This is a genomic window from Komagataeibacter nataicola (assembly GCF_003207795.1).
GTDB classification, from domain to species: domain Bacteria; phylum Pseudomonadota; class Alphaproteobacteria; order Acetobacterales; family Acetobacteraceae; genus Komagataeibacter; species Komagataeibacter nataicola.
Genome location: NZ_NIRT01000044.1, coordinates 1 through 20,154, shown reverse-complemented (window position 1 = coordinate 20,154; position 20,154 = coordinate 1). Strand labels below are relative to the sequence as shown.

The 20,154-nt window shown below is 58.1% G+C and carries 25 protein-coding genes; 19 read left to right on the top strand and 6 right to left on the bottom strand.

From position 1 onward, the window contains the following. The first annotated feature begins 147 nt into the window (after positions 1 to 147). Positions 148 to 573 carry a hypothetical protein gene (locus tag CDI09_RS17925; RefSeq protein WP_146220922.1) on the top strand — a complete coding sequence of 142 codons (426 nt, stop codon included), beginning with the start codon at positions 148 to 150 and terminating at the stop codon, positions 571 to 573. 222 nt (positions 574 to 795) lie between these two features. Here the strand turns inward: CDI09_RS17925 and CDI09_RS15740 are convergent, their stop codons facing one another. After that, on the bottom strand, positions 796 to 1,989 hold the full coding sequence (locus CDI09_RS15740; protein WP_078528567.1) for a Fic family protein: 1,194 nt from the start codon (positions 1,987 to 1,989) through the stop codon (positions 796 to 798). A 239-nt stretch (positions 1,990 to 2,228) separates the two neighbouring features. Between CDI09_RS15740 and CDI09_RS15735 the strand changes: the two genes are divergently transcribed. The 7 genes from CDI09_RS15735 (at position 2,229) to CDI09_RS15695 (ending at position 8,559) form a co-directional block, all read left to right on the top strand. After that, positions 2,229 to 3,200 (top strand): site-specific integrase, encoded by a 972-nt coding sequence (locus tag CDI09_RS15735; RefSeq protein WP_110571423.1) that lies wholly within the window; start codon positions 2,229 to 2,231, stop codon positions 3,198 to 3,200. Positions 3,201 to 3,481: 281 nt separating this feature from the next. Next, complete coding sequence (locus tag CDI09_RS15725) at positions 3,482 to 4,753, top strand: chloride channel protein (RefSeq protein ID WP_078528595.1); 1,272 nt, start codon at positions 3,482 to 3,484, stop codon at positions 4,751 to 4,753. Then, positions 4,641 to 6,167, top strand: coding sequence for a ClC family H(+)/Cl(-) exchange transporter (locus CDI09_RS15720; RefSeq protein WP_236944717.1), 1,527 nt, complete (start codon positions 4,641 to 4,643; stop codon positions 6,165 to 6,167). The genes CDI09_RS15725 and CDI09_RS15720 overlap by 113 nt, the downstream gene beginning before the upstream one ends. Before the next feature lie 440 nt (positions 6,168 to 6,607). Further along, positions 6,608 to 6,904: a WGR domain-containing protein gene (locus tag CDI09_RS15710; RefSeq protein WP_078528558.1), complete on the top strand. Its 297-nt coding sequence runs from the start codon at positions 6,608 to 6,610 to the stop codon at positions 6,902 to 6,904. Then, positions 6,901 to 7,536, top strand: coding sequence for a tyrosine-type recombinase/integrase (locus tag CDI09_RS15705; RefSeq protein WP_078528555.1), 636 nt, complete (start codon positions 6,901 to 6,903; stop codon positions 7,534 to 7,536). The genes CDI09_RS15710 and CDI09_RS15705 overlap by 4 nt, the downstream gene beginning before the upstream one ends. A gap of 82 nt (positions 7,537 to 7,618) precedes the next feature. After that, on the top strand, positions 7,619 to 8,272 hold the full coding sequence (gene parA / locus CDI09_RS15700; protein ID WP_078528552.1) for a ParA family partition ATPase: 654 nt from the start codon (positions 7,619 to 7,621) through the stop codon (positions 8,270 to 8,272). Next, a complete protein-coding gene (locus CDI09_RS15695; RefSeq protein ID WP_078528549.1) occupies positions 8,269 to 8,559 on the top strand; it encodes a ribbon-helix-helix domain-containing protein in 291 nt (96 codons plus the stop codon). The genes parA and CDI09_RS15695 overlap by 4 nt, the downstream gene beginning before the upstream one ends. 61 nt (positions 8,560 to 8,620) lie before the next feature. On the opposite strand, the gene CDI09_RS15690 is transcribed toward CDI09_RS15695, so the two are convergent. Beyond that, positions 8,621 to 9,721, bottom strand: coding sequence for a replication initiator protein A (locus CDI09_RS15690; protein ID WP_078528546.1), 1,101 nt, complete (start codon positions 9,719 to 9,721; stop codon positions 8,621 to 8,623). A 902-nt stretch (positions 9,722 to 10,623) separates the two neighbouring features. Between CDI09_RS15690 and CDI09_RS15685 the strand changes: the two genes are divergently transcribed. The 3 genes from CDI09_RS15685 (at position 10,624) to CDI09_RS18945 (ending at position 11,494) form a co-directional block, all read left to right on the top strand. Then, positions 10,624 to 10,908 (top strand): BrnT family toxin, encoded by a 285-nt coding sequence (locus CDI09_RS15685; RefSeq protein WP_078528543.1) that lies wholly within the window; start codon positions 10,624 to 10,626, stop codon positions 10,906 to 10,908. Next, a complete protein-coding gene (locus CDI09_RS15680; protein WP_078528540.1) occupies positions 10,892 to 11,155 on the top strand; it encodes a BrnA antitoxin family protein in 264 nt (87 codons plus the stop codon). The genes CDI09_RS15685 and CDI09_RS15680 overlap by 17 nt, the downstream gene beginning before the upstream one ends. An 84-nt stretch (positions 11,156 to 11,239) precedes the next feature. Further along, positions 11,240 to 11,494, top strand: coding sequence for a hypothetical protein (locus CDI09_RS18945; RefSeq protein WP_078528537.1), 255 nt, complete (start codon positions 11,240 to 11,242; stop codon positions 11,492 to 11,494). A gap of 96 nt (positions 11,495 to 11,590) precedes the next feature. Here CDI09_RS18945 and CDI09_RS18315 read toward each other — a convergent pair whose 3' ends face one another. From CDI09_RS18315 to CDI09_RS15660, 4 genes are all read right to left on the bottom strand, one after another. Then, on the bottom strand, positions 11,591 to 11,767 hold the full coding sequence (locus CDI09_RS18315; RefSeq protein WP_167370272.1) for a hypothetical protein: 177 nt from the start codon (positions 11,765 to 11,767) through the stop codon (positions 11,591 to 11,593). Next, positions 11,764 to 12,096, bottom strand: coding sequence for a hypothetical protein (locus CDI09_RS15670; protein ID WP_078528535.1), 333 nt, complete (start codon positions 12,094 to 12,096; stop codon positions 11,764 to 11,766). The genes CDI09_RS18315 and CDI09_RS15670 overlap by 4 nt, the downstream gene beginning before the upstream one ends. Before the next feature lie 101 nt (positions 12,097 to 12,197). Continuing rightward, the gene (locus CDI09_RS15665; protein ID WP_078528532.1) at positions 12,198 to 12,437 is read right to left on the bottom strand and encodes a conjugal transfer protein TraD; all 240 of its coding nucleotides are present in this window, start codon (positions 12,435 to 12,437) and stop codon (positions 12,198 to 12,200) included. A 64-nt stretch (positions 12,438 to 12,501) separates the two neighbouring features. Beyond that, the gene (locus tag CDI09_RS15660; protein ID WP_205836738.1) at positions 12,502 to 12,861 is read right to left on the bottom strand and encodes a conjugal transfer protein TraD; all 360 of its coding nucleotides are present in this window, start codon (positions 12,859 to 12,861) and stop codon (positions 12,502 to 12,504) included. Positions 12,862 to 12,957: 96 nt separating this feature from the next. On the opposite strand from CDI09_RS15660, the gene traA reads away from it, so the two are divergent. The 8 genes from traA to CDI09_RS15625 form a co-directional block, all read left to right on the top strand. After that, complete coding sequence (traA, locus tag CDI09_RS15655; protein ID WP_078528586.1) at positions 12,958 to 16,044, top strand: Ti-type conjugative transfer relaxase TraA; 3,087 nt, start codon at positions 12,958 to 12,960, stop codon at positions 16,042 to 16,044. A 54-nt stretch (positions 16,045 to 16,098) separates the two neighbouring features. Then, positions 16,099 to 16,293: a type II toxin-antitoxin system VapB family antitoxin gene (locus CDI09_RS15650; RefSeq protein ID WP_078528583.1), complete on the top strand. Its 195-nt coding sequence runs from the start codon at positions 16,099 to 16,101 to the stop codon at positions 16,291 to 16,293. After that, a complete protein-coding gene (gene vapC, locus CDI09_RS15645) occupies positions 16,290 to 16,682 on the top strand; it encodes a type II toxin-antitoxin system VapC family toxin (RefSeq protein ID WP_078528580.1) in 393 nt (130 codons plus the stop codon). Before CDI09_RS15650 ends, vapC begins: the two co-directional genes overlap by 4 nt. 25 nt (positions 16,683 to 16,707) lie before the next feature. Further along, on the top strand, positions 16,708 to 16,845 hold the full coding sequence (locus CDI09_RS15640; RefSeq protein ID WP_078528577.1) for a plasmid stabilization protein: 138 nt from the start codon (positions 16,708 to 16,710) through the stop codon (positions 16,843 to 16,845). After that, positions 16,842 to 16,979 (top strand): hypothetical protein, encoded by a 138-nt coding sequence (locus CDI09_RS17920; RefSeq protein ID WP_170120506.1) that lies wholly within the window; start codon positions 16,842 to 16,844, stop codon positions 16,977 to 16,979. Before CDI09_RS15640 ends, CDI09_RS17920 begins: the two co-directional genes overlap by 4 nt. Further along, positions 16,979 to 17,650 carry a DUF6118 family protein gene (locus CDI09_RS15635; RefSeq protein ID WP_039998275.1) on the top strand — a complete coding sequence of 224 codons (672 nt, stop codon included), beginning with the start codon at positions 16,979 to 16,981 and terminating at the stop codon, positions 17,648 to 17,650. Before CDI09_RS17920 ends, CDI09_RS15635 begins: the two co-directional genes overlap by 1 nt. Positions 17,651 to 17,765: 115 nt before the next feature. Continuing rightward, positions 17,766 to 18,860, top strand: a complete 1,095-nt coding sequence (locus CDI09_RS15630) for a Fic family protein (protein ID WP_078528574.1) — start codon at positions 17,766 to 17,768, stop codon at positions 18,858 to 18,860. Between the two features lie 39 nt (positions 18,861 to 18,899). Beyond that, positions 18,900 to 20,154, top strand: a 1,255-nt coding sequence (locus tag CDI09_RS15625; protein ID WP_322788395.1) for a type IIL restriction-modification enzyme MmeI, incomplete at its 3' end; no start/stop codon positions are given.

The window sequence follows — 20,154 nt, the reverse complement described above, 5'->3', positions numbered from 1 at the left end:
GCAGAAGATACGGCTGGGATCGGTCAAACGGGATGAAGCGGCTCATCGCGACACTCTACAGCCTTACCCCTTCACAGGGTACCCCAACCCGACAGGCTGTTAGAGCTTTTTGAAAAAAGGTTTGAAATCTATCAATTGTTTCTAGATATGGCTGTGCAATCTCACAAATTATCTCCCAACCACAGAGTAGACAAGAATTTAGAAGATTATGATGATAATATAGAAAGTAATTCAGGATATATAAAATTTATAGAAAATAATATAAATAAACTTATTTCCCTTGGAGAGGGATCTATTTTTCTTTTCGGACCAGAAGTTAAAATTATTTTAGATGAGGCAAGGGGTAATATTTTTACAAAACTTGAATCTGTAAAAATCCTTAATAGTTTAAGAGAGAAAAAAGGGCCTTCTAATAATTTTATAGGAGAAATTACAGAAAAAGATCCTTTAGAAACAGTTCAAGAGAAAGCAATAATTGAATGCAATAAATTTTTAAAAGATTTCTATGAGAGAAAACTCTCAGAAAAGATGGAGCCATATCTCAGAATGACACCGTATCTGTCTAAATATTAAGGGCACTTAGACCTTAAAATCTCAATAATATTACTTGAGAAAGATTAGGTGCGATTGTTCGGACAGATTATGGGTTGAATAGACTATAGTCTGATTGGGACAGAGCAAAGCTATGCAAGAATAAGGGGTATATGTCGGTTTTTGTCGGGAAGTCTGAATGGGACAGATTTCCAGCCATTTCTATTGAAGCTGTCAAAATGGATCTTGTGAAGCGAGGCCCTTTTATGATGATGGGTCTGACAGTGCCGGTTCTTCCCCGAAGGGACGATTGAGGATCGTGAGCACGTCTTCTGCGGCATAGATCCGGTTGCGGGCATAGCCGGTGCGTTCGGTCAGGATCCCGACCTGGCAGAGCTGGGCAAGGGCCGTCTGGGCGGCTGGCGGCGTGATGTCCAGCAGATGGCCAAGGCGGCTGGCTGTCAGGACGGGATAATCGGTCAGCAGGTCCAGCGCGCGCAGCGCGGCCGAGCCCTTGCGGAAAGCCCGGCGCTGCCGCCATGTGGCCTTCAGGGTCTGGGTTGCCTGCCGGGTGACCTGCACTTCGGTGACGGTCCGGATGATGGCGTCTGACAGGAACCCGATCAGGGGCGGCCAGTCGAGCCGCTGCTGGGCCCGTTTGAGCGCCGTGTAATAGTCCTGTCTGTGGGCCTCGATATACGGGGAAAGATACAGGGGAACCTGGCCGTCAGCGGCCATCATCAGCGGCAGCAGCAGGCGGCCCACCCGGCCATTGCCATCGCTGAACGGATGCACGGCCTCGAAATGGGCATGGGCGATGGCCAGCCGGGTAATGAGGGACTGGGTCATCTGCTGCAGCCCGTCAGCCCGCATATAGTCCAGGGTGGCCTCCAGACAGGCGGCCACCTGGTCGGGCGGGGGCGGGTTATAGGTCGAATAGGCGATATGCCCTGTCCCGCCGATCCAGACGACGTCCTGGCGCAGGGTGCCGGGTATCCCGCGATAGGTCGGGTCATGCTGCATGACAGCCTGATGGAGTGCCAGCACGGTGGGCAGGCGGAAGAGGGCCGGCCCTTCACTACTGGCCTGTGGCAGGAACCGCTCCAAGGTCTGCGCATAGTCGCGGACCTGCCGGGTGGCATGGGAAGCGCCCTGGTCGTCTTCATCGACCACCAGCAGTTCATTGAGGGTGCTGTGCGTGCCTTCCAGGGCGGAACTGCTGAGGGCTTCCTGACGGCTCAGGACGCGGCTGATCAGGTACGGATCAGGCAGGGTGCGGGTGAGGGCGGCGATTTCACCCAGGGCGGACAGGGCCTGCCCATGGCGGGCAGCGGCATCGCCCAGCATAACGCCCCCTTCGGGCGGCGGCGGGGGCACGACCCCGTAATGCTGGGCATAGGGGGCAGGCAGCCGCTGCAGACATTCCCGGATCCCGCCGGCCAGATCCTCACGCTTCATCCTGCCCAACCTTTTCCAGAGACCGGATTTTTCTACCATGATTAAGGTTTTTGTAAAAACATTAATCATATATGCCTGGAGTAGGCCCTTGATCAAGGTTCTGCCGTATCGTGCGGGTGGATATGGGCGGCGTGGACGCAAAAGCCCTTCCGGTCCAAATATGTCCGGTAATATGGATTATCGGACAGATTCTGCGCTAGGCTCCGGCGGTCCCGAAAACCACAGGAAAGCGCCCTTTCGTGATTATCGATCCTAACGGGATTGGCCCGGCCGGCAGGGACACTTCCCTGGCCGCACCGCTGGCCCAGGCCCGCGCCTATGCCCGCGCCAGCCGGGCGCCCGCCACCCGCCTGGCCTACCGGCGCGACTGGGCCGCCTTCACCGCCTGGTGCCACGAGCGGGACCAGGGCGCTCTGCCCGCCGATCCCCGGCTGGTGGCACTGTTCCTGGCCCATGAGGCCGCGCGCGGCCTGCGCCCGGCATCGATCGGCCGACGGCTGGCGGCCATCGCCTTTGCCCATCGTCAGGCCGGCTGCGTGCCGCCCCAGGCCCAGCCGCTGGCGGGCGTGCTGGCCGAAGTGGTTGCCGGCATCCGCCGTCAGGCCGGAACCGCCCCGCGCCGCAAGCAGGCCGCCGATGACCGGGTGCTGCAGGCCATGCTGGCCGCCCTGCCGGCGACAAACCTGAAGGCCATCCGTGACCGGGCGCTGCTGGCCTTCGGCATGGCCGGGGCCTTCCGCCGATCGGAACTGGCCGGGCTGCGCTGCGACCAGCTGGACCGTACCCCGGAAGGCATGACCGTATGCTTCGGAGTGACCAAGACCGATCCCGAGGGGCGGGGCGTGTGCATCGCCATTCCCGAAGGACGCCGCATCCGCCCCGTCGCCCTGCTCGAGGCCTGGCTGGAGGCTGCCGGAATCACGGACGGAGCCGTGTTCCGTGACGTGGTGCGCGGTCAGGCCACCGCAGGCCCGATCAGCGACCGCACCGTGGCCCGCGTGGTCCAGCGTGCCGCCCGGGCCGCCGGCTACGACCCGGCCCGCTTCGGGGGGCATTCCCTGCGTGCGGGCTTCCTCACCTCAGGCGCGCGGGCCGGGGCCAGTCTCTTCCGGCTCAAGGACGTCTCCCGCCACCGCTCCACCGATGTCCTCGCAGCCTATGTCCGCGAGGCCGGGCTCTTTACAGATCATGCCGGAGAGGGGTTTCTTTGACCGTCATTTTGGGTAGACGGCTGTGCCGGTCTCAGATCCTCCATTTCCTGATCGGCTGCGTCCAGATCTTCCGTGCATTCCGGCAGAGTTTGTGGTTGGTCTGTTTTCTGAACTTTCCGTAATTCTGGAAACTCTTTCCCATGGTCAGTATGCCTTCTTTATTCTCTCCCGGCGTCGCCCAGAACGACAATGAGGCTTCCATAGCCACTACCCGTTCCAGGCGGGCCCGTCGGATGCGGCGCCTGGCGCGGGTCAGAACCCTGAAGTGGCATCGAACCATCATGTATTGTACCGGGGCCGTGCTGATTGGCATTATCTCCGTAATCTTTGCCCATCTCGGGGATTGGGCAGCCGAGCTGCGTTATCATGTTGTCTCCACAAACCCGCGGTCCATGCTGGTGATTGCCCCGCTTGGGCTGGTGGCCATTTCCTGGCTGACACGCCTGTTGTTCAATGGTGCTCAGGGGTCCGGAATTCCTCAGACAATCGCAACCCTGCATATGCATAATTTCGTGCTTGTGGACCGGATCCTGACTTTGCGCATTGCGCTGGGCAAGATCCTGATGACATGCTTTGGTCTCATCTGTGGTGCCTCGATCGGTCGTGAAGGGCCGAGTGTCCAGATCGGCGCTTCCATCATGCATGCATTTTCGCGTGCCATGGGGCAGCATAATGATGTCACCAGGCATGGTATGATCCTCGCAGGGGGGGCTGCCGGCATGGCTGCCGCTTTCAATACGCCTCTTGCCGGTGTCGTGTTTGCGATTGAAGAACTGGCGCACTCCTTTGAACAGAAGGCGTCGGGACGTACTCTGACTGTCATTATCTTTTCGGGGATTACGGCAATTGCCCTGCTGGGGAACTATACATATTTTGGTCGTACGAATGTTTTTATTCCGGTAGGACGCGCATGGCTGGCCGTTCTGGTATGTGGTGTAAGTGGTGGATTGGCGGGAGGGATTTTCGCCCGTCTTGTCATCCGTCTTTCAAAAGGTCTGCCGGCTTTTCTTGGCCGGTTTTCAGGTCGATTTCCTCTTGTATTTGTGGCGCTATGCGGCCTGTTGCTGGCTCTGATCGGACTGGCGTCAGATGGTGCGACTTATGGTACGGGCTATCTGCAGGCGCGTGGGATAGTGGATGGAAGCCTTCATTATCCTGCGTCTTTCTTTCTTCTTAAGTATATCTCCATGCTGATTACTTTCTGCTCTGGCATTCCTGGCGGCATGTTTGCACCTTCCCTTGCCATCGGTGCTGGAATGGGAGGATGGGCCGAGCAGTTTCTGCCTCATACGTCGCCTGGAGGCGTTGTACTGCTGGGTATGGCTGCCTATTTCTGTGGCGTTGCCCAGTCACCGCTGACGGCAACCATCATCGTGATGGAAATATGTGACAATCAGCAGGTGACCCTCGCCCTGCTGGCCACGGCCTTCCTGTCGTTCGGTGTATCCCGCATGGTCTGTCCCAGGCCGCTTTATTCGGCACTGGCTACCGGATTTCTGGAAAAAACAGAGCGAATGGCACGACCGGCATCTCACGATAGACTGGAAAAATAATTTTATTCTGAACCGGGTTCCTGATCGAGCGGCTGATCAGCATTCTGTTGGGCAGATCCACCAGCAAGAAAAGAAATGTGAAATCATGCTGCCTCATCTGTCCAATCCGGTTCCACAATCAGGGAAACCGGAAAATGTCTGCAGTCTGGTGTTCCTGTCTGCGGCATCTGTCGTGATCGGGGCATCTGCCGGTATGATCTGTGGTACCTTCCGTCTGTTGCTGGAATGGCTGGAGGCCGTCCGGACAGATATGGGAGTGGACGTGTCGCTTCAGCATGGTTTTTCTTGCGAAGGCGTGCTGTTGATCATCGGATCTGGCACAGCGGCATGGCTGGCTTCAGGTCTCGTTCGTCATTTTGCTCCTCTTGCAGCAGGAAGTGGCATCCCGCATGTGGAAGCTGTCTTGTTGAGCGCGTCACCGCCTGCGCCATGGCGGGTGGTGCCCGTCAAATTCGTGGGTGGCCTGCTGGCGATCGGAAGTGGGCTTGCCCTGGGACGTGAAGGGCCCAGTGTGCAGATGGGAGCGACTGCGGCTCATACGTTTGGCAGGCTGCTCTGTCTGGAGAAGACAGACTGCCTTGCCCTTCTTGCTGCAGGCGCGGGAGCAGGGCTGGCGACCGCTTTCAATGCGCCGGCAGCCGGTGCTGTTTTCGTTCTGGAAGAACTGGTCGGCCGGTTTGAAATCAGAATGGTCTGTGCCGCATTGGGAGCATCCATTTCGGCCATTCTGGTCAGCCGGGGTATGCTGGGTAGCCAGACGGTCTTTATGGTCGCTCCTCTGATCCTTCCAGAATCGCTTGCCAAACAGCTGTTTTTCGTCATGACCGGGCTCATGACGGGCCTGGTTGCTGTCGGATACAACCGGACGATCATGACAGCGCTCCGTCTGGCCGGGAAGCTGCCTGTCAGCATCTCAGCCAGGCCTGTTCTGGTGGGAGGTTTGGCCGGGTTGGTGGTCTGTCTTGCACCTCACTTGGCTGGAGGGGGAGAGTGGATCACACAGACGGCCATAAACAACGGGATCGGATTACAGCAGCTTCCGGCACTATTTGCTTTTCGGCTGATTTTTGGCGCCCTGTCTTATGCCGCTGCAACACCGGGAGGTCTGTTTGCCCCCATGCTGGCCCTGGGGGCGCTTTCTGGGCTGGCGAGTAGTGTTGTGGCACAGGCATTAAGTCCTGATACACCTCTGGCGACCGCACCTTTTGTGATTGTCGGCATGGCATCCATGTTTGCCGGATCCGTGCGTGCACCCCTGACCGGGATTATTCTGGTTATGGAAATGACAGGTTCGTCCGAGCTGATAATGCCGCTTTTATCCGGGAGTTTTGCTGCGATGGTCGTAGCCGGCGCACTTGGAGACATGCCCATTTATGCTGCCCTGAGGCTCAGGGCCCAGTCACACACGCGATGATTTCAGAGAAGTGTTCTATCCCCGATCTGGGGGGAAGCAGAATGCAATTGCATAATAAGTCTCTGACCTTAGATCAGGAGGCTATGATGCCCCGGACTAGCTCTCATCCGAAGGTGGAGAATTTCAACTTCCGGATTGACCCGGCGCTGAAGGCAGCGTTCACGGCGGCAACCAGTGCGGATGAACGGCCTGCTGCCGATGTGCTGCGGGATTTCATGCGCGCTATGTGGCGGGGCGGGAGCGGCGTGCTTTCGAGGCAGAAGCGCGGCGGCAGTCCCGTGACGTGGCCGTCTTCCATGATTACGCGCGATTTTCCGGTGTTTCAAAGGGCTATGGGCAATAGTGTAACAGGGCGGGCCTGAAACCGGCCGGCCTGTCCCGCGTCAGCGGCGGTTTTCCTGTCCGGGTCGAGGGAAGTATGTTACACTTTCCGGGATCATATGCCCAGACCCGCCCCGAAGGCCCCTGTCCGGCCGCCTTGCCAGCTGTCGCTGTTTCCCGAAACGGCGGCGCTGGTGCGCGTGGACCCGGCCGCCAACTGCTGGCGGTTCTCCCATCTGTCGCTGCAGCCCGACCTGTTTGGCGGTACCGCCCTGGTGCGGCAGTGGGGGCGGATCGGAACGGCTGGCCGGCAGGTCTGCGAACGGCATCATGATGCCGGGCCGGCGCGCGACGCCCACGCCCGCCAGCTTCGGGCCAGGCGCCGGCGGGGCGACCGCGACAGGGCGGCCGGATGAGCGGCACCCCAAAACCGGGACAGCGGGCGACCCCGGCAGGCGCTCCTGGCGGGATGCAGCTCTTCGACCGCGACGGGAGCCGCAAATACCTCACGGTCGCCGAGCGGGCGCGGTTCCTGCGCGCGGCCGAGCCGGTGCCGCGCGAGGCCCGCACGCTGTGCATGACCCTGGCCTGGTCGGGCTGCCGCCTGTCCGAGGCCCTCGCCCTGACGGCGGACCGGGTGGACCTCGCCGGCGGCGTGCTGGTGTTCGCCACGCTCAAGAAGCGCCAGGACGGGATCTATCGCGCCGTGCCGGTGCCCCCGTCCCTGCTCGAGGCCCTGGACCTGGTGCATGGTATCCGCGAGGCGCAGCGTAGACGGGGCCGTGGATCGGCCGCCCAGCTGTGGCCCTGGTCCCGCATGACCGGCTGGCGGGCGGTGCATGCGGTCATGGTTGCCGCCGGCCTGTCCGGCCCGGCCGCGTCCCCCAAGGGCCTGCGCCATGCCTTCGGCGTCGCCGCCGTCTCCAGCGGCATCCCCCTCAACATGGTGCAGAAATGGCTCGGTCACGCCCAACTCTCCACCACCGCCATCTACGCCGATGCCGTCGGCGCCGAGGAGCAGGATATCGCACGGAAAATGTGGGGGTGATTTTCTGTTATTCTCTCTTGTAGATAGAGCAAATTTTCACGTATGACCACATGCAAACATGAGGTCATGTAAGGACGTTCATATGCCAACAATAGCGATTATTAGCCAGAAGGGTGGGGCTGGAAAAACCACTCTGGCCTTGCATCTGGCGGCTGCGGCTGAGGATGCTGGCCATACGGCATTGGTGATTGATGTGGACCCACAGGCGACGGCGAGCCAATGGGCCGCATGGCGTAAGGATGCTCCGCCGGTTGTAATTGACAGTGCTCCGCCTCGTCTCGCGGCTAAGATCGGACAGGCAATGAGTCAGGGTGCTGAGTTCATCGTGATTGATACTCCGCCTCACGCTGATAGTGCGGCTAGTGCTGCCGTTGAAGTCGCCGATTTGGTATTAATTCCATGTCGGCCGAGTGCGTTCGATCTGGCAGCGATCAAAACGACTGCCAGCCTTATAAAAATGCGTGGCAAACCAGCCTTCGTCGTTTTTACAGCGGGAAGTCCGACTGCTCCGCGTATGTATGAGGAGGCCACACAACTCGTACAAAGTTACGAACTGAACGCATGTCCACATATTATCGCTGATCGTGCAGTTTTCCGTCATGCTGCGGCGGAAGGGAAAACTGCAATGGAAATAGAGCCAAAAAGCAAGGCGTCTGATGAGGTAAGGCTACTTTACAAGTGGACATGCAAGCATGTAAGCATGCAATCATCAAGGAAGCGGAGAGCTAATGCATGAGCCGGAAGGGGTCTCTATTGTCGTTGCGGGATCGTGATTCCGCAATATCGCCGGTTGCTGTTGCATCGGAAAGCAAGGTTGCTGCTACCAATGTTGTTGGTACAGCCAGCAAGCTGGTTGCGCCGAGCCGTCAGGGCAAAAAAGCCATGACCGGCTATTTTAGTCCGGAAATGTCATTTGCTATGCACATGACCGCCAGAAAGCATGGGATGAGTTTACAGGACGCGATGGCTGACGCGTTTAACGACTGGCTACGCAAGATGGGAGAAAGTCCTGTGGGTAAGTAGGCATGTTTACGTGCGGGCATGTTTGCATGTAAGCATGTACACTTTCTGGCGTATGCCGGAATCAGCGTATTGGGTTGCGTTCGTGCCGTTTTTTACAAAAGCCAATAAAGGCTCCGGCAGGGCTTTTAAGCTCTGGTTTCCCCATGTCGTGCCACCATGAAACCCATTCGTCATGGAGAGCATAGATGTCATATCCTGGCGCAACGGTTTTAGCATCATGCATGGTTTCGGGGTCGATGTAGGGGGCATCCTTCATAGGGGCGATAACATCGACCTTTGTTTTAAGGCTCAAACGGTTGCGAAATAGAATGATGTCGTCGGCCATTGTGATGGCATAGTCAGGAAAATGAGCATGGCTGGTGTCATGCGCACAAACTTTCTTAACCAAGGATCGAAAGACGCGAAGCGGGCTATTTGAGCCACATTTTTTTTGCAGCAGCTCTAATCCGATCTTCCATTCATCTTTCATACCGCAGTGTTTGCGGGCTAGTTCGTACATGCGTCGTTCGAACGGTTTACGAAGTCGGAAATAGTCTCGGTGAAGTGTTAGGACATTCTTGCTGATGACTGAACGATAGACCCAATCTGACAGAGTGATTTCAAGATCAAGCATTCGGCCGTCAAACGTCTTACGGGTGATTCTAGCTTCTTCGATCAAACCGAAAATTCGCGTTTCTTCAATGCCGCCTGTTTGAATGTTGGTTCGCACGGTTGTTCCGCGCAAGCGTGTCAACGCGTCGGTCAGTAGCCTATAACCTGCTCCGCTGGTTTGACGATTGGTAGCGACCAGCATGTCATAAGCTTGAAGGCGGAGTGTTCGGCCTGGTTGCTCGCCGTGATTCATTTTCGCAACGAGCTGAGAGATGCAGTAGATTAGGATATCCTTGTCATGGATCGTTGCCAGCCCTTTGCCAGACGGGATGATCTCTATGATATTCCCATTGTGTTCATAGCGTCGCATCCGGTTGTCTGGCTTGGTCGAGAGCGAAAAAACTGGATGCTCCATTGACGCCATATCATCTTTGGGAATGGCATCGAGCACGTCACAGATGAATAGATCCTGATTTGGATGGCGGACTGGAAGGAGGGGCGTGCGATCATCACCTTCCACAGCCAGAGAAGGCGCAATGTCGAACAAGGAAGGAGAAGATTCTATCGTCATTTCAATTACAGATAACTACTATCGTCACTTCACATACGCAAGCCAATTATCGTCATTTTAGATTCAGACTGGGCTTATCGTCATTTCAATTACGCATACTTTCTATCGTCATATTAGATTCAGTTTATCGTCATAGTGGATTCAGTTTATCGTCATAGTGGATTCAGTTTATCGTCATAGTGGATTCACAGGACGATAGAATCTCTCGATAAAAGAGTTATTATTCAGTATGTTATTTAAACTCTAAAAATCCGTAACACTATTTAAACACCTACTTAAACACTCCAGTGCTGTGGATAACTTTTTCATTCCCTGAAAATTTCAACCAAATTGAACCCAAGCACCGCCTCTTGGGGGCTCCGCCCCCGCCGGCTCACGGCCTATGGCCGCCCCGACCGTGCTACGCACGATCTCCCACCCGGCATCCCCCTGCTCGCCCTTTCAGGGCTGCGCTAAACGGACACGCCTACGGCGCGAAATCATAATCTGACAATGCATTCCGCATCGTCTCTCCATCAGCACCTTCCTCTCCCGCGTCGGCGCCTTTAGCGCCCTACGGGGCTCCCGCTCCGCGCTCGCCCGACGCCTGCAACACCAGAAAAACCGGGCAAGACCGCAATCTGCTCAAGACGCACCGGTGTTCAAGCGATGATTAGGCGGCTCACGTGTCGCAGCATGCCCGCCAGACGCCACAGGATGGCCGTACAGGCATTATCGTGCATGGTGGCTGTTGGGTCTGTCCTGTAACGGGAATTGCGCCTTGTACGCCCCTCCCAGAGGGCCTGCCGCCATCATGGATGTACTCCAGCGCGAAATTCAAAGGGGACACTTTGGGAACGGAACGGGGACCGTTGGGTTCTAATTGTGTTGCATTTGTGTAGACAAATGCATATCTTCTCTACATGAAGATTGCGGGTTTCGACTGGGATGACGGCAACTGGCCGAAATGTGGCAAGCATGGTGTCTCCCGTGTGGAAATCGAGCAGGTCCTACTGGGAGAACCTGTCGTTATGGCTGATCCGCATCCAGGTGAACCCCGGATGCGGGCTATTGGCCGGACTGAAGCCGGACGTTATGTTTTTCTGGTCTTCATGTTCAGAACGATCAGCAGCCAGACCCGGTTACGTCCCATCAGTGCCCGTTATATGCATCAGAAGGAGATCGACCACTATGAGCAGCAAAAATAGGTCCATGCCCTCGCTGCACAGTGACGAAGCGGCCGAGGATTTCGTCGCGACCGCCGATCTGAGCCGGTATGACCTGTCCGGTTTCAAGCCCATGCGCTTTGAGATCGAACCCAAGGCGGCTGCCCTCAACATGCGCCTGCCGGCGTCACTGCTGGACGCCGTGAAAGCCAGGGCGAAGGCAAAGGGCATCCCTTACACACGCTATGTCCGGATGCTGCTGGAGACCGATGTCGCTCAGGCGCGGTAAAGCTGTATTCCGACCAGAACAGAGGAGATCGGGCGATGTAGGTACGCTCGGAAATCACTCCGCGCGTCATGGAGGGAAAGCCCCATGTCTCGCACCTATCATCACAGCCGCAAACACGGCCGGAACCATCGCTGGGCCAACCGACCGGATCGCTGTGGCTATGGAGGCTCACGTGATGCCTCTGAATCCCCCAACTGGTACAGCCATCTGCACGATATCCGTCCTGGCCGTCATCATGACAGGCATGTTGCCCACCTGATCATCAAGGGCGACCTTGATCCTCTCGAAGCGGTCTTTCCGTATAGCGGAACCCGGCGGCCTCACGAATATTACTGGTAATCTTCAGCGCGGGAACGATCTTTCGTTCCCGTGTCCCGCGAGGCCATCAGGGACGTGGATTTCGGGGTGTGATCGTTCTCGACACCAACACCCTCATCAATCCGTGGAATGAGGGGGAGAAAGGGCGTCAATGGCCGCCTGAATCCGGGCCAGATCGGCGTCCAGAAGAGCAAGGACCTGATCGGCCGGGACTGCGGGTTTCGTGCTGTTGCGCCCCTTGCGGATTGCAGCCCTTTTGGCAGCCTGTTCGTCAGAAAAATCCGTTATGGTCATGCCTTCATCGCCTCGTGTTTCGCGGCAGCGACAGGGGCAGAAATCCGCCATGCATAATCGCAGACATTATCCAGCAATTCTGCCCGTTGTGTCTGACTGTAAGCTATGACGAAATCAGCGACGATTTTTTCTGGCACACCTTCCCGAAGAAGATTGGCAGCCGTTTCCGCTATTTCCAGATTGACCGCTTCATTGAGCAAGACCAAGGCATCCGTATCGGTCATACGCTTTGCCGCCCGTGCAACGAACCGGGCATTCAGATTCCACATCCATTGATGCCGGTTGAGTGTATCAGAAAACCATTCTGGAGAAGGGTATTCCGGAGCCATCAGGTATCCTCTTGAAGTATGTGATGATCAGTTTTCAGGCCATAAAATTGTTCTGCGGCCGAGAGTACAGTCTGTCCGTTCTGGAAGACCGTATTTCGTCATCAGTCATGATCACGGTCTGCATCGAAGGCATGAAGCCCTGCGCGTCTCCAGCGTGTTTTCAAGTCAACCGGAGCGGTATCATTTTTTCCCTGAAGCTGTCCGGCAATGTCCAGGAAGGCCCCGAGCATGGTGGCGCGGTCATCATCGGTCAGATCGACCAGTCCCGCCTTCTGGACCAGCCCACCCAGTTCGATCAGATGATGGGTGCGTTCGCGTCGTGCCTTCGCCCAGTCGCGCATGTCGGTGCGTGCCTTTCGTGCCTGATGGCGATGGATCAGGGCTGCCTGTTTCCTGATCCGTCTTTCAAACGCCAGCAGTTCCGTTCTGATCGTTTCCGGTTCCTTTCCGGCTGCCCTTTTTTCCGCCTGCCTGAAAGAACGCTGTCCCCCGTTCGGTCCACCTCACGACGGCTTCGGGTTTGCCATCCGCCTGTTCGACAGCCGCAAGCAGCACCCCGGCCAGCGCCTCGATCGTCAGAGTATCGGCTCCCGTCGCCTCAATCAGTTCGCCGAGCTGGATGGTTCTTTTCGCTTTAAGCTGCTTCGCCTTTTCCTGAAGCGCCTTCAGTTCCGCATCAATGTCCCGTGGCCTGCGCATTTCCGGTCCCCTGTCTTCGCAATCTGTGCCATACTCTATCATACACGTGAGAACCGCGTCACTTATCCAGACAGATCAATCCCTGTAGCGCAGTAAAATGTGAGTGCGCGCTTATACGTCACTTCGTGACGTGCGCTTAAGTAGTGTGATAGGATCGCGCTCATGGCGATCTACCACCTGCATGCAAAGGTCATCAGTCGCGCCACCGGCCGGAGCGCGGTGGCAGCGGCGGCCTATCGCGCGGCGTCGCGCCTGCATGACGTACGGCTGGATCGTGATCATGACTTTTCCAACAAGAGCGGCGTGGTGCATTCCGAGATCCTGCTTCCCGATGGCGCACCGGATCGGTTTCTTGATCGGTCTGTTCTGTGGAACGAGGTCGAGGCGATCGAGAAGCGCAAGGATGCCCAGCTTGCCCGCGAGGTGGAGTTTTCAATCCCGCGCGAAATGACCCAGGCACAGGGGATTGCGCTGGCACGGGACTTCGTGCGGGAGCAGTTCGTGGAACGTGGCATGGTGGCCGATCTCAATGTGCATTGGGATATTGGCGAAGACGGACAGGCGAAGCCCCATGCCCATGTGATGCTGTCCACGCGGTCAGTAGACGAAAACGGGTTTGGTGCGAAAGAGCGTTCGTGGAATGACAAGGAACTCCTGCTGACATGGCGTGAGCGGTGGGCGTCACTTGCCAATGAACGGCTGGCTGAGCTGGATCTGGATGTGCGGATCGATCATCGGTCATTTGCCGCGCAGGGGATCGACCTTGAGCCGCAGAACAAGATCGGTCCGGCCGGGATGCGTCGGGACGAGCGGGGCGAGGACGCGGAACGGGTTGCCGACCATCTGGAGATCGCGCGACGCAATGGCGGGAGGCTGCTGGCGGAACCGTATGTGGCGCTGGAGGCGCTGACGCGACAGCAGAGCACGTTTACCCGGCAGGATCTGGCGCGGTTTGTGGACCGGCACACGGTGGACGTAGAACAGTTCAGTGCGGTCATGGTTCGGGTGGAGGCGTGTCCGGAACTGGTCGCCCTCGGGAAAGACGGTCATGGGCGGGAACGGTTCTCCACGCGGGAGATGATCGGGGTCGAGCAGCGGCTGGAAGAGGCATCGCTTGCGATGGGACAGTCCCAGGGGCATGCGGTACCGCTGGCGATACGGCGGGCGGCGATGGCGCGGGACGGGCTTGGGGACGAGCAGGCGCTGGCGGTGGGCGAAGTTACGAAGTCCCGCGACCTGTCCGTGGTGGTGGGCTATGCCGGGACGGGGAAGAGCACCATGCTGGGTGTGGCCCGTGAGGCGTGGGAAGAGGCCGGGTATCGGGTGCGTGGAGCGGCGCTGTCGGGGATTGCGGCGGAAGGTCTGGAGGCCGGGTCCGGGATCGAGAGCCGGACGCTGGCCTCCCTGGAGCGCGCGTGGGCGCGCGGGTTCGACCTGCTGGAGCGCGGGGACGTGCTGGTGGTGGACGAGGCTGGCATGGTGGGCTCACGGCAGATGGAGCGGGTGCTGTCGGTCGCGCGCGGGGCCGGGGCGAAGGTGGTGCTGGTGGGAGATCCCGAGCAGTTGCAGGCGATCGAGGCTGGTGGTGCGTTCCGGGCAGTGGCCGAGCGGGTCGGGTCGGTGGAGATCACGACGGTGCGCCGGCAGCGTGAAGGCTGGCAGCAGGCGGCCACGAAGGAGCTGGCGACCGGGCGCACCGGTGAGGCGCTGGGGCGCTATGAGGCGGCTGGCCTTGTGTGCGGGCATGAGACCCTGGAAGAGGCGCGGGCCGGGGTGGTGGCCGGGTGGGATGAAGCCCGTCAGGCCGCGCCAGAGGACAGCCAGATCATGCTGGCGCACCGGCGTGTCGATGTGCAGGCGCTGAACGAGGCGGCGCGCGAGATCCGCAGGGACGCGGGTGAGCTGGGCGAGGATGTTCTGGTACCGACCGCGCAGGGCGAACGGGTGTTTGCGGACGGGGAGCGTGTCTATTTCCTGCGCAATGACCGGGAGCTGGGGGTAAAGAACGGCACGTTGGGTACGGTGCGGGGCATCACGGGGTCGGTCGAGGCCGGAGATCTGGCGCTGTCGGTGCAGCTCGACGGGGCAGGCGGTGCCGGGCATGGCCGGGTCGTGTCCGTGTCGGTGGCGGACTATGACGCGCTGGATCATGGCTATGCGGCCACCATCCACAAATCGCAGGGTGTGACGGTGGACCAGGCGCATGTGCTGGCGACGGGCAGCATGGACCGGCACGGGGCATATGTGGCGCTCTCACGGCATCGGGAGAGTGTGTCCGTTCATTGGGGCCGGGATGATGTGGGTGACCGGGACGGGCTGGTGAAGCGGCTGTCGCGCGAGCGGCTGAAGGATACCACGCTGGATTACCCGCAGATCCGGGATCGGGATGCCGGGTTCGCGCGGCGACGCGGGCTGTCTGTCCCCGAGAGCGAGATTGTGGTGGAGCGCGGCAAGGCTGCCTCAGGCCCCCGGCAGGACAGGCAGGCGGAAGCGGTCCGTACGCCAGATCCGGCACCGGCGCAGCGGAAGCGCGGGATGTTTGACGGGCTGGACCTGTCCGTACGGCCTGGTCGTCGCATATCGGAAAAAGACGTATCGGCCGGGCTGGAGGCTGAGGCCGGGAAGGGGAGGAGTGGGGTTGAGCGTGAGGCTCCCGCCTCTCCCTTTGCGGGTTTGAGGCTGCCCCGTGTGCAGCGTGAGCAGGTGCCGGTCGGGCTGGGCGGGTTTGTGCCGGGGAGTGACCCGCTTCACCAGGCGGTGGAGCGGTATGCGCGGGCGGTGCGGGACATCGGGCGCATGGTGGAGCAGGATCTGCCGGTGCTGGAGCACCAGAAGAAGGCATGGCTTGACGCCAGCACGGCCCTGGAACGGCTAAAGCCCGGGGCCGTGATCGATCTGGAAACCGCCGTGAAGCATGAGCCGGAGATCCGGCAGGCGCTGTATGGTCTGGAAGGGCCGGCGCGGGCGCGCAGGCTGGTCGAGGGGCTGGAGCACGAGGACAGGGTGCGGAAGAGTCCGGAATTACGGGCGGCGCGGTTCGTGAGGACGTGGGACGGGCTAAGCCGGGAGCAGCAGGGTGTGGCGCTGAAGGAGCTGAAGCGGGATGCGCAGCTTGAGTCCATCCTGCGGGAGAAAAGCCGCGAGCTGGGCATCCGGAAGGGATCGACGCTCGATCACGGGCTGCATCCCCATCAGCGGGAGCAGTCCCTGTCGCGGTCCAGGTCGCGCGGCATGGATATGGGGATGTAATCTGCTTGAGAGAGGCTACGTTGATGTGTATAATTTTCACTGGAGATACACATCATGCGAACCAACATCATTATTGACGATACCCTCATGACAGATGCGCTGAAGGCGTCTGGTGTCAAAACCAAGAAAGAAGCCGTCGAACTCGGATTGCGGACGCTGATCAGGTTGAATCAGCAGCGGCAACTGCGTTCCATGAAGGGCAGGCTGGAGTGGCGGGGTGATCTCGACGCCATGCGTTCCGACGCATGATTCTGGTCGATTCATCGGTCTGGATTGATTTTTTCCGGGGTACGGCGACGCCACAGGTTGATGCTCTGGACCGGTTGCTGGGAGAGGAACTGGTCGCCATTGGGGATCTGATGATGACGGAAGTTCTTCAGGGATTTGCGAGCGAACGGGATTTCAACAAGGCGCGGAGAATGCTTGGTGCTCTGGATCTGGTAGAGATCGGGGGACGTGACGTCATGATCGAAGCGGCACGATATTTCCGTGACCTGCGCGGCAGGGGCATCACCATCCGGAAGACCATTGATACCCTGATTGCCACACGATGTATCGTAAGCGGATATCGGCTCCTTTACAGCGACCGGGACTTTGATCCGTTTGTGACACATCTGGGGCTGGAACGGGTTGTCTGATTTCAGCGTGGTGACTGGAGAGGACATGCAGAAAAAAGAAGCGGCCGTTCGGCTGGGATCACTTCTGGGGGCCATCGGTCGTGAGGGCGGTGTGCGTGATCAGGATGTCGCGGTCTTGCAGACCCGCGATCAGACCCCGGCCGAGGCAATGACCTTCGAATGATCCTGCTGCTTGATACCAACGTGATCCTGGAGACGTGGAGGCCTGTCCCGGAGCCGCGTGTTCTGGCCAGCCATGACGTGTCGCCTTTCGAGGCAGCCGATGTGCGGGTTTTTAATCCATGGGAGGACGTCTGATGTCAGAGGAAGGTTCGGCGCAGCGCGCGTTTGATGATCTGCGTGCTGAAATATCGGTGCTCCGGCGCAGTATGGAAGCATTGCCGCAGGCGTGGCGGGAGAACCGGCCGCCGGATTACACGGAGGATCTGGCCCGCGTTGTAAAAGCCATGAACGCGGTTAGTACGCGGATGAAGGCGATCGAGGACACTCCAACGCTGAAAATGACGCCTCAGGCGTATGGGCAGGGAATACGTCAGGCAGGGCTTTCTGCCAGTCAGGAGATACAGGCAGCGTTTCAGGAAGCGATAGGTGAGGTTCAGGGTGAGCGTCAGAAGCTTGCTCATATTATTGGTCAGTCCCGTCATCAGGACCGTCAGAACTGGTGGCTGTTAGGGGTGGGTCTTGCCTGTCTTGTTGTAGGGATCGGGTTGTCGCCTGTGCTGGCTTATCTCCTGCCTTCTTCTGTCGGGACGCGGGTGGCATCCTTTATCGTTGGGGAGAAAGATCGCTGGAACTCTGGGGCCATGATGATGGCGATCAGCAATCCTGAAGGCTGGCAACGTGTACGTGAGGACAGCCAGCTGGTTGAGACCAACAGAGACAGGATTGCAGCTTGCCAGAAAGCGGCATCCGGTCAGGAAAAAACTCAGAAACCCTGTATCATTACCGTTCCGGCACAACAGGAATAGTTTTGAGGAGATAAAGGCCGACAGTAGAATATGACGTGTCAAAGAAACCGGATTTCTTTGACGGATTCTTCTGACGTGTTAGGAAAAACGCATATCGCTACCACGTTGGGATGTCATGTTAACGCCAACCTACCTTATTCGGCCTTTGCCGCCTCAGACGGAGATAGAAACGGTTCCGGTTCTCAGGGCATTGGTCGAGGCCAATAAGGCTCTGGCGGAGCTGAAGGGGCGGGCGGCCACTATTCCCAATCAGGGGATCCTGATTGATACGCTGGCTTTGCAGGAAGCCAAAGCGTCCTCGGAAATCGAGAATATCGTCACCACGCAGGATGAGCTTTTTCAGGCCGATCTGTTTCCCGAGGGGCCGGACTCAGTAGCGGCCAAGGAAGTCGCCCTCTATCGAGATGCACTGCATCTTGGGTTTCGGCAGTTGAAGGAAACCGATGGCCTGATTCTGAACAAGGGGCTGATCGCGATTTTTCAGATGCTCAAGAAGCGGGAGGATGGGTTTCGAAATACCCCGGGAACGGCCCTGAAGAATGAGCGCACGGGGAAAGTGGTCTTTGTGCCGCCGCAGGATGGGCGAGAGATTATCCGGCATATGTCGGATTTGGAGCGGTTCGTGAATGATGACGGGCTCTGTGATCTGGATCCGCTCATCAAGATGGCTCTGATCCACCATCAGTTTGAGAGTATCCACCCGTTCCCGGATGGAAATGGTCGGGTCGGGCGGATCCTGAATGTGTTGTATCTGACCCGGACCGGCCTTCTGGATATCCCGATCCTCTACCTGTCGCGCTATATCACCCGCCACAAGGATGAGTATTATCGCCTGTTGCAAAAGGTGCGGGATGAAGGCGCATGGGAGGCGTGGATCCTCTACATGCTGCGTGCCGTGGCCGAGACATCCAGGATCACCCTGGAGCTGATTGAGGGCATGCGGGCGCAGATGGCCACCATGAAGCAGCGGATGCGCACAGAGCTGCCCAAAATTTACAGCCAGGAGCTGCTGAACAACCTGTTCCGGCATCCCTACACGAAAATCGAGTATGTCCAGTCGGACCTGAGTATCGCGCGTCAGACGGCTGGGAAATATCTCGATCAGCTGTCGGAGAAAGGTCTGCTGTCCAAGCACCGCTCAGGGCGGAGCAATTATTATATCAACGCACCTCTGGTCCGCCTCTTCCTGGAGGTGTCCGGTGGCGCATGAAGTGTATGATCTGTTTTTCGAACGTATGGAATTTTACGCATGAATCCCGTTGAGATTGAAGAAGCTGTCTCCCGGATTGCCGAGGCACCTTTTAATCCCGGGGAATTTCCTTTCGAGTTCCTGCAAGCATTCGGAAACCGCGATATCACGATCAAGCGGCTTCGCAAGGATAACCGCTCGGACGTTCCCGGAGCGGTGCTCCAGCGCAACAACATCCATCTGGCCGTCTGTCCTGAAGGCCAGGTTGTCCAGACCCTGAACCTGCTCCGGGAAAGTCCCAAGACCCAGTCGGCCAAGGCGCGGTTTCTGCTGGCCACGGATGGAGTGACGTTTGAGGCGGAAGACCGCACGGAAGATGAGCACATTACAGATGTGTTTACGCATCTGGCTGATCGGTTCGGGTTTTTCCTGTCCCTAGCGGGCATTACAACCGTCCAGAAGATCAAGAACAACCCGATCGATGTTAAGGCCACGTCACGCCTGAACCGTCTTTATGTCGAACTTCTGAAGGAAAATCCTGACTGGGCAACGGAAGAACGCCGCCACGACATGAACCATTTCATGGCGCGTCTCATCTTCTGCTTTTTTGCCGAGGATACCGGGATCTTCCTGAACAATCTGTTCACCAGAACCATCCAGACCATGACGGAAGGGGCTACGAATCAGACGCATGAGGTCATGGCCGAGCTGTTCCGGACGATGGATCTGGATACGCGCAATGACGATCGTGAAAAAGGCAGGGTCAAATCCTGGGCCAGGGATTTCCCGTATGTGAACGGGAACCTGTTTTCTGGAGCAACGGACTGCCCGAAATTCAGCAAACTGGCCCGCACCTATCTTTTGCGTGCAGGGGAGCTGAACTGGGCGCAGATTAACCCGGATATCTTCGGGTCCATGATCCAGGCCGTGGCCGATGAAGGGGAGCGTGGTGCGCTGGGGATGCACTACACCAGTGTGCCTAATATCCGCAAAGTGCTGAATCCCCTGTTTCTGGATGGTCTGCGTGAGGAACTGGAAAAGGCAGGTCATAATACTCAAAAGCTGCATGCCCTGAAGGAGCGTCTATCTGGCATTCGGGTGTTTGATCCTGCCTGTGGATCGGGCAATTTTCTGGTGATTGCCTATAAGGACATGCGGGACATTCAGAGCGAGATTGATGACCGGCTGAAGATAGAGCGGGCAGAACGGAAATCAGTGAGACTGTGTAGAATTTTGTGCGGTGGCACTTTTTCAGGCCATTGGGAAACGATCATCGAACATGATGGCGAGCTGGCATCTGACAGCATACCATTCG

What these genes read in the sequence shown, in the direction of transcription:
- CDI09_RS17925 (WP_146220922.1), top strand. Translation starts at nt 148, where the DNA reads ATGGCTGTGCAATCTCACAAATTATCTCCCAACCACAGAGTAGACAAG.
- CDI09_RS15740 (WP_078528567.1), bottom strand. Translation starts at nt 1,989, where the DNA reads ATGAAGCGTGAGGATCTGGCCGGCGGGATCCGGGAATGTCTGCAGCGG.
- CDI09_RS15725 (WP_078528595.1), top strand. Translation starts at nt 3,482, where the DNA reads ATGTATTGTACCGGGGCCGTGCTGATTGGCATTATCTCCGTAATCTTT.
- CDI09_RS15710 (WP_078528558.1), top strand. Translation starts at nt 6,608, where the DNA reads ATGCCCAGACCCGCCCCGAAGGCCCCTGTCCGGCCGCCTTGCCAGCTG.
- CDI09_RS15705 (WP_078528555.1), top strand. Translation starts at nt 6,901, where the DNA reads ATGAGCGGCACCCCAAAACCGGGACAGCGGGCGACCCCGGCAGGCGCT.
- parA (WP_078528552.1), top strand. Translation starts at nt 7,619, where the DNA reads ATGCCAACAATAGCGATTATTAGCCAGAAGGGTGGGGCTGGAAAAACC.
- CDI09_RS15695 (WP_078528549.1), top strand. Translation starts at nt 8,269, where the DNA reads ATGAGCCGGAAGGGGTCTCTATTGTCGTTGCGGGATCGTGATTCCGCA.
- CDI09_RS15690 (WP_078528546.1), bottom strand. Translation starts at nt 9,721, where the DNA reads ATGACGATAGAATCTTCTCCTTCCTTGTTCGACATTGCGCCTTCTCTG.
- CDI09_RS15685 (WP_078528543.1), top strand. Translation starts at nt 10,624, where the DNA reads ATGAAGATTGCGGGTTTCGACTGGGATGACGGCAACTGGCCGAAATGT.
- CDI09_RS15680 (WP_078528540.1), top strand. Translation starts at nt 10,892, where the DNA reads ATGAGCAGCAAAAATAGGTCCATGCCCTCGCTGCACAGTGACGAAGCG.
- CDI09_RS18945 (WP_078528537.1), top strand. Translation starts at nt 11,240, where the DNA reads ATGTCTCGCACCTATCATCACAGCCGCAAACACGGCCGGAACCATCGC.
- CDI09_RS18315 (WP_167370272.1), bottom strand. Translation starts at nt 11,767, where the DNA reads ATGACCATAACGGATTTTTCTGACGAACAGGCTGCCAAAAGGGCTGCA.
- CDI09_RS15670 (WP_078528535.1), bottom strand. Translation starts at nt 12,096, where the DNA reads ATGGCTCCGGAATACCCTTCTCCAGAATGGTTTTCTGATACACTCAAC.
- CDI09_RS15665 (WP_078528532.1), bottom strand. Translation starts at nt 12,437, where the DNA reads ATGCGCGACTGGGCGAAGGCACGACGCGAACGCACCCATCATCTGATC.
- traA (WP_078528586.1), top strand. Translation starts at nt 12,958, where the DNA reads ATGGCGATCTACCACCTGCATGCAAAGGTCATCAGTCGCGCCACCGGC.
- CDI09_RS15650 (WP_078528583.1), top strand. Translation starts at nt 16,099, where the DNA reads ATGCGAACCAACATCATTATTGACGATACCCTCATGACAGATGCGCTG.
- vapC (WP_078528580.1), top strand. Translation starts at nt 16,290, where the DNA reads ATGATTCTGGTCGATTCATCGGTCTGGATTGATTTTTTCCGGGGTACG.
- CDI09_RS15640 (WP_078528577.1), top strand. Translation starts at nt 16,708, where the DNA reads ATGCAGAAAAAAGAAGCGGCCGTTCGGCTGGGATCACTTCTGGGGGCC.
- CDI09_RS17920 (WP_170120506.1), top strand. Translation starts at nt 16,842, where the DNA reads ATGATCCTGCTGCTTGATACCAACGTGATCCTGGAGACGTGGAGGCCT.
- CDI09_RS15635 (WP_039998275.1), top strand. Translation starts at nt 16,979, where the DNA reads ATGTCAGAGGAAGGTTCGGCGCAGCGCGCGTTTGATGATCTGCGTGCT.
- CDI09_RS15630 (WP_078528574.1), top strand. Translation starts at nt 17,766, where the DNA reads ATGTTAACGCCAACCTACCTTATTCGGCCTTTGCCGCCTCAGACGGAG.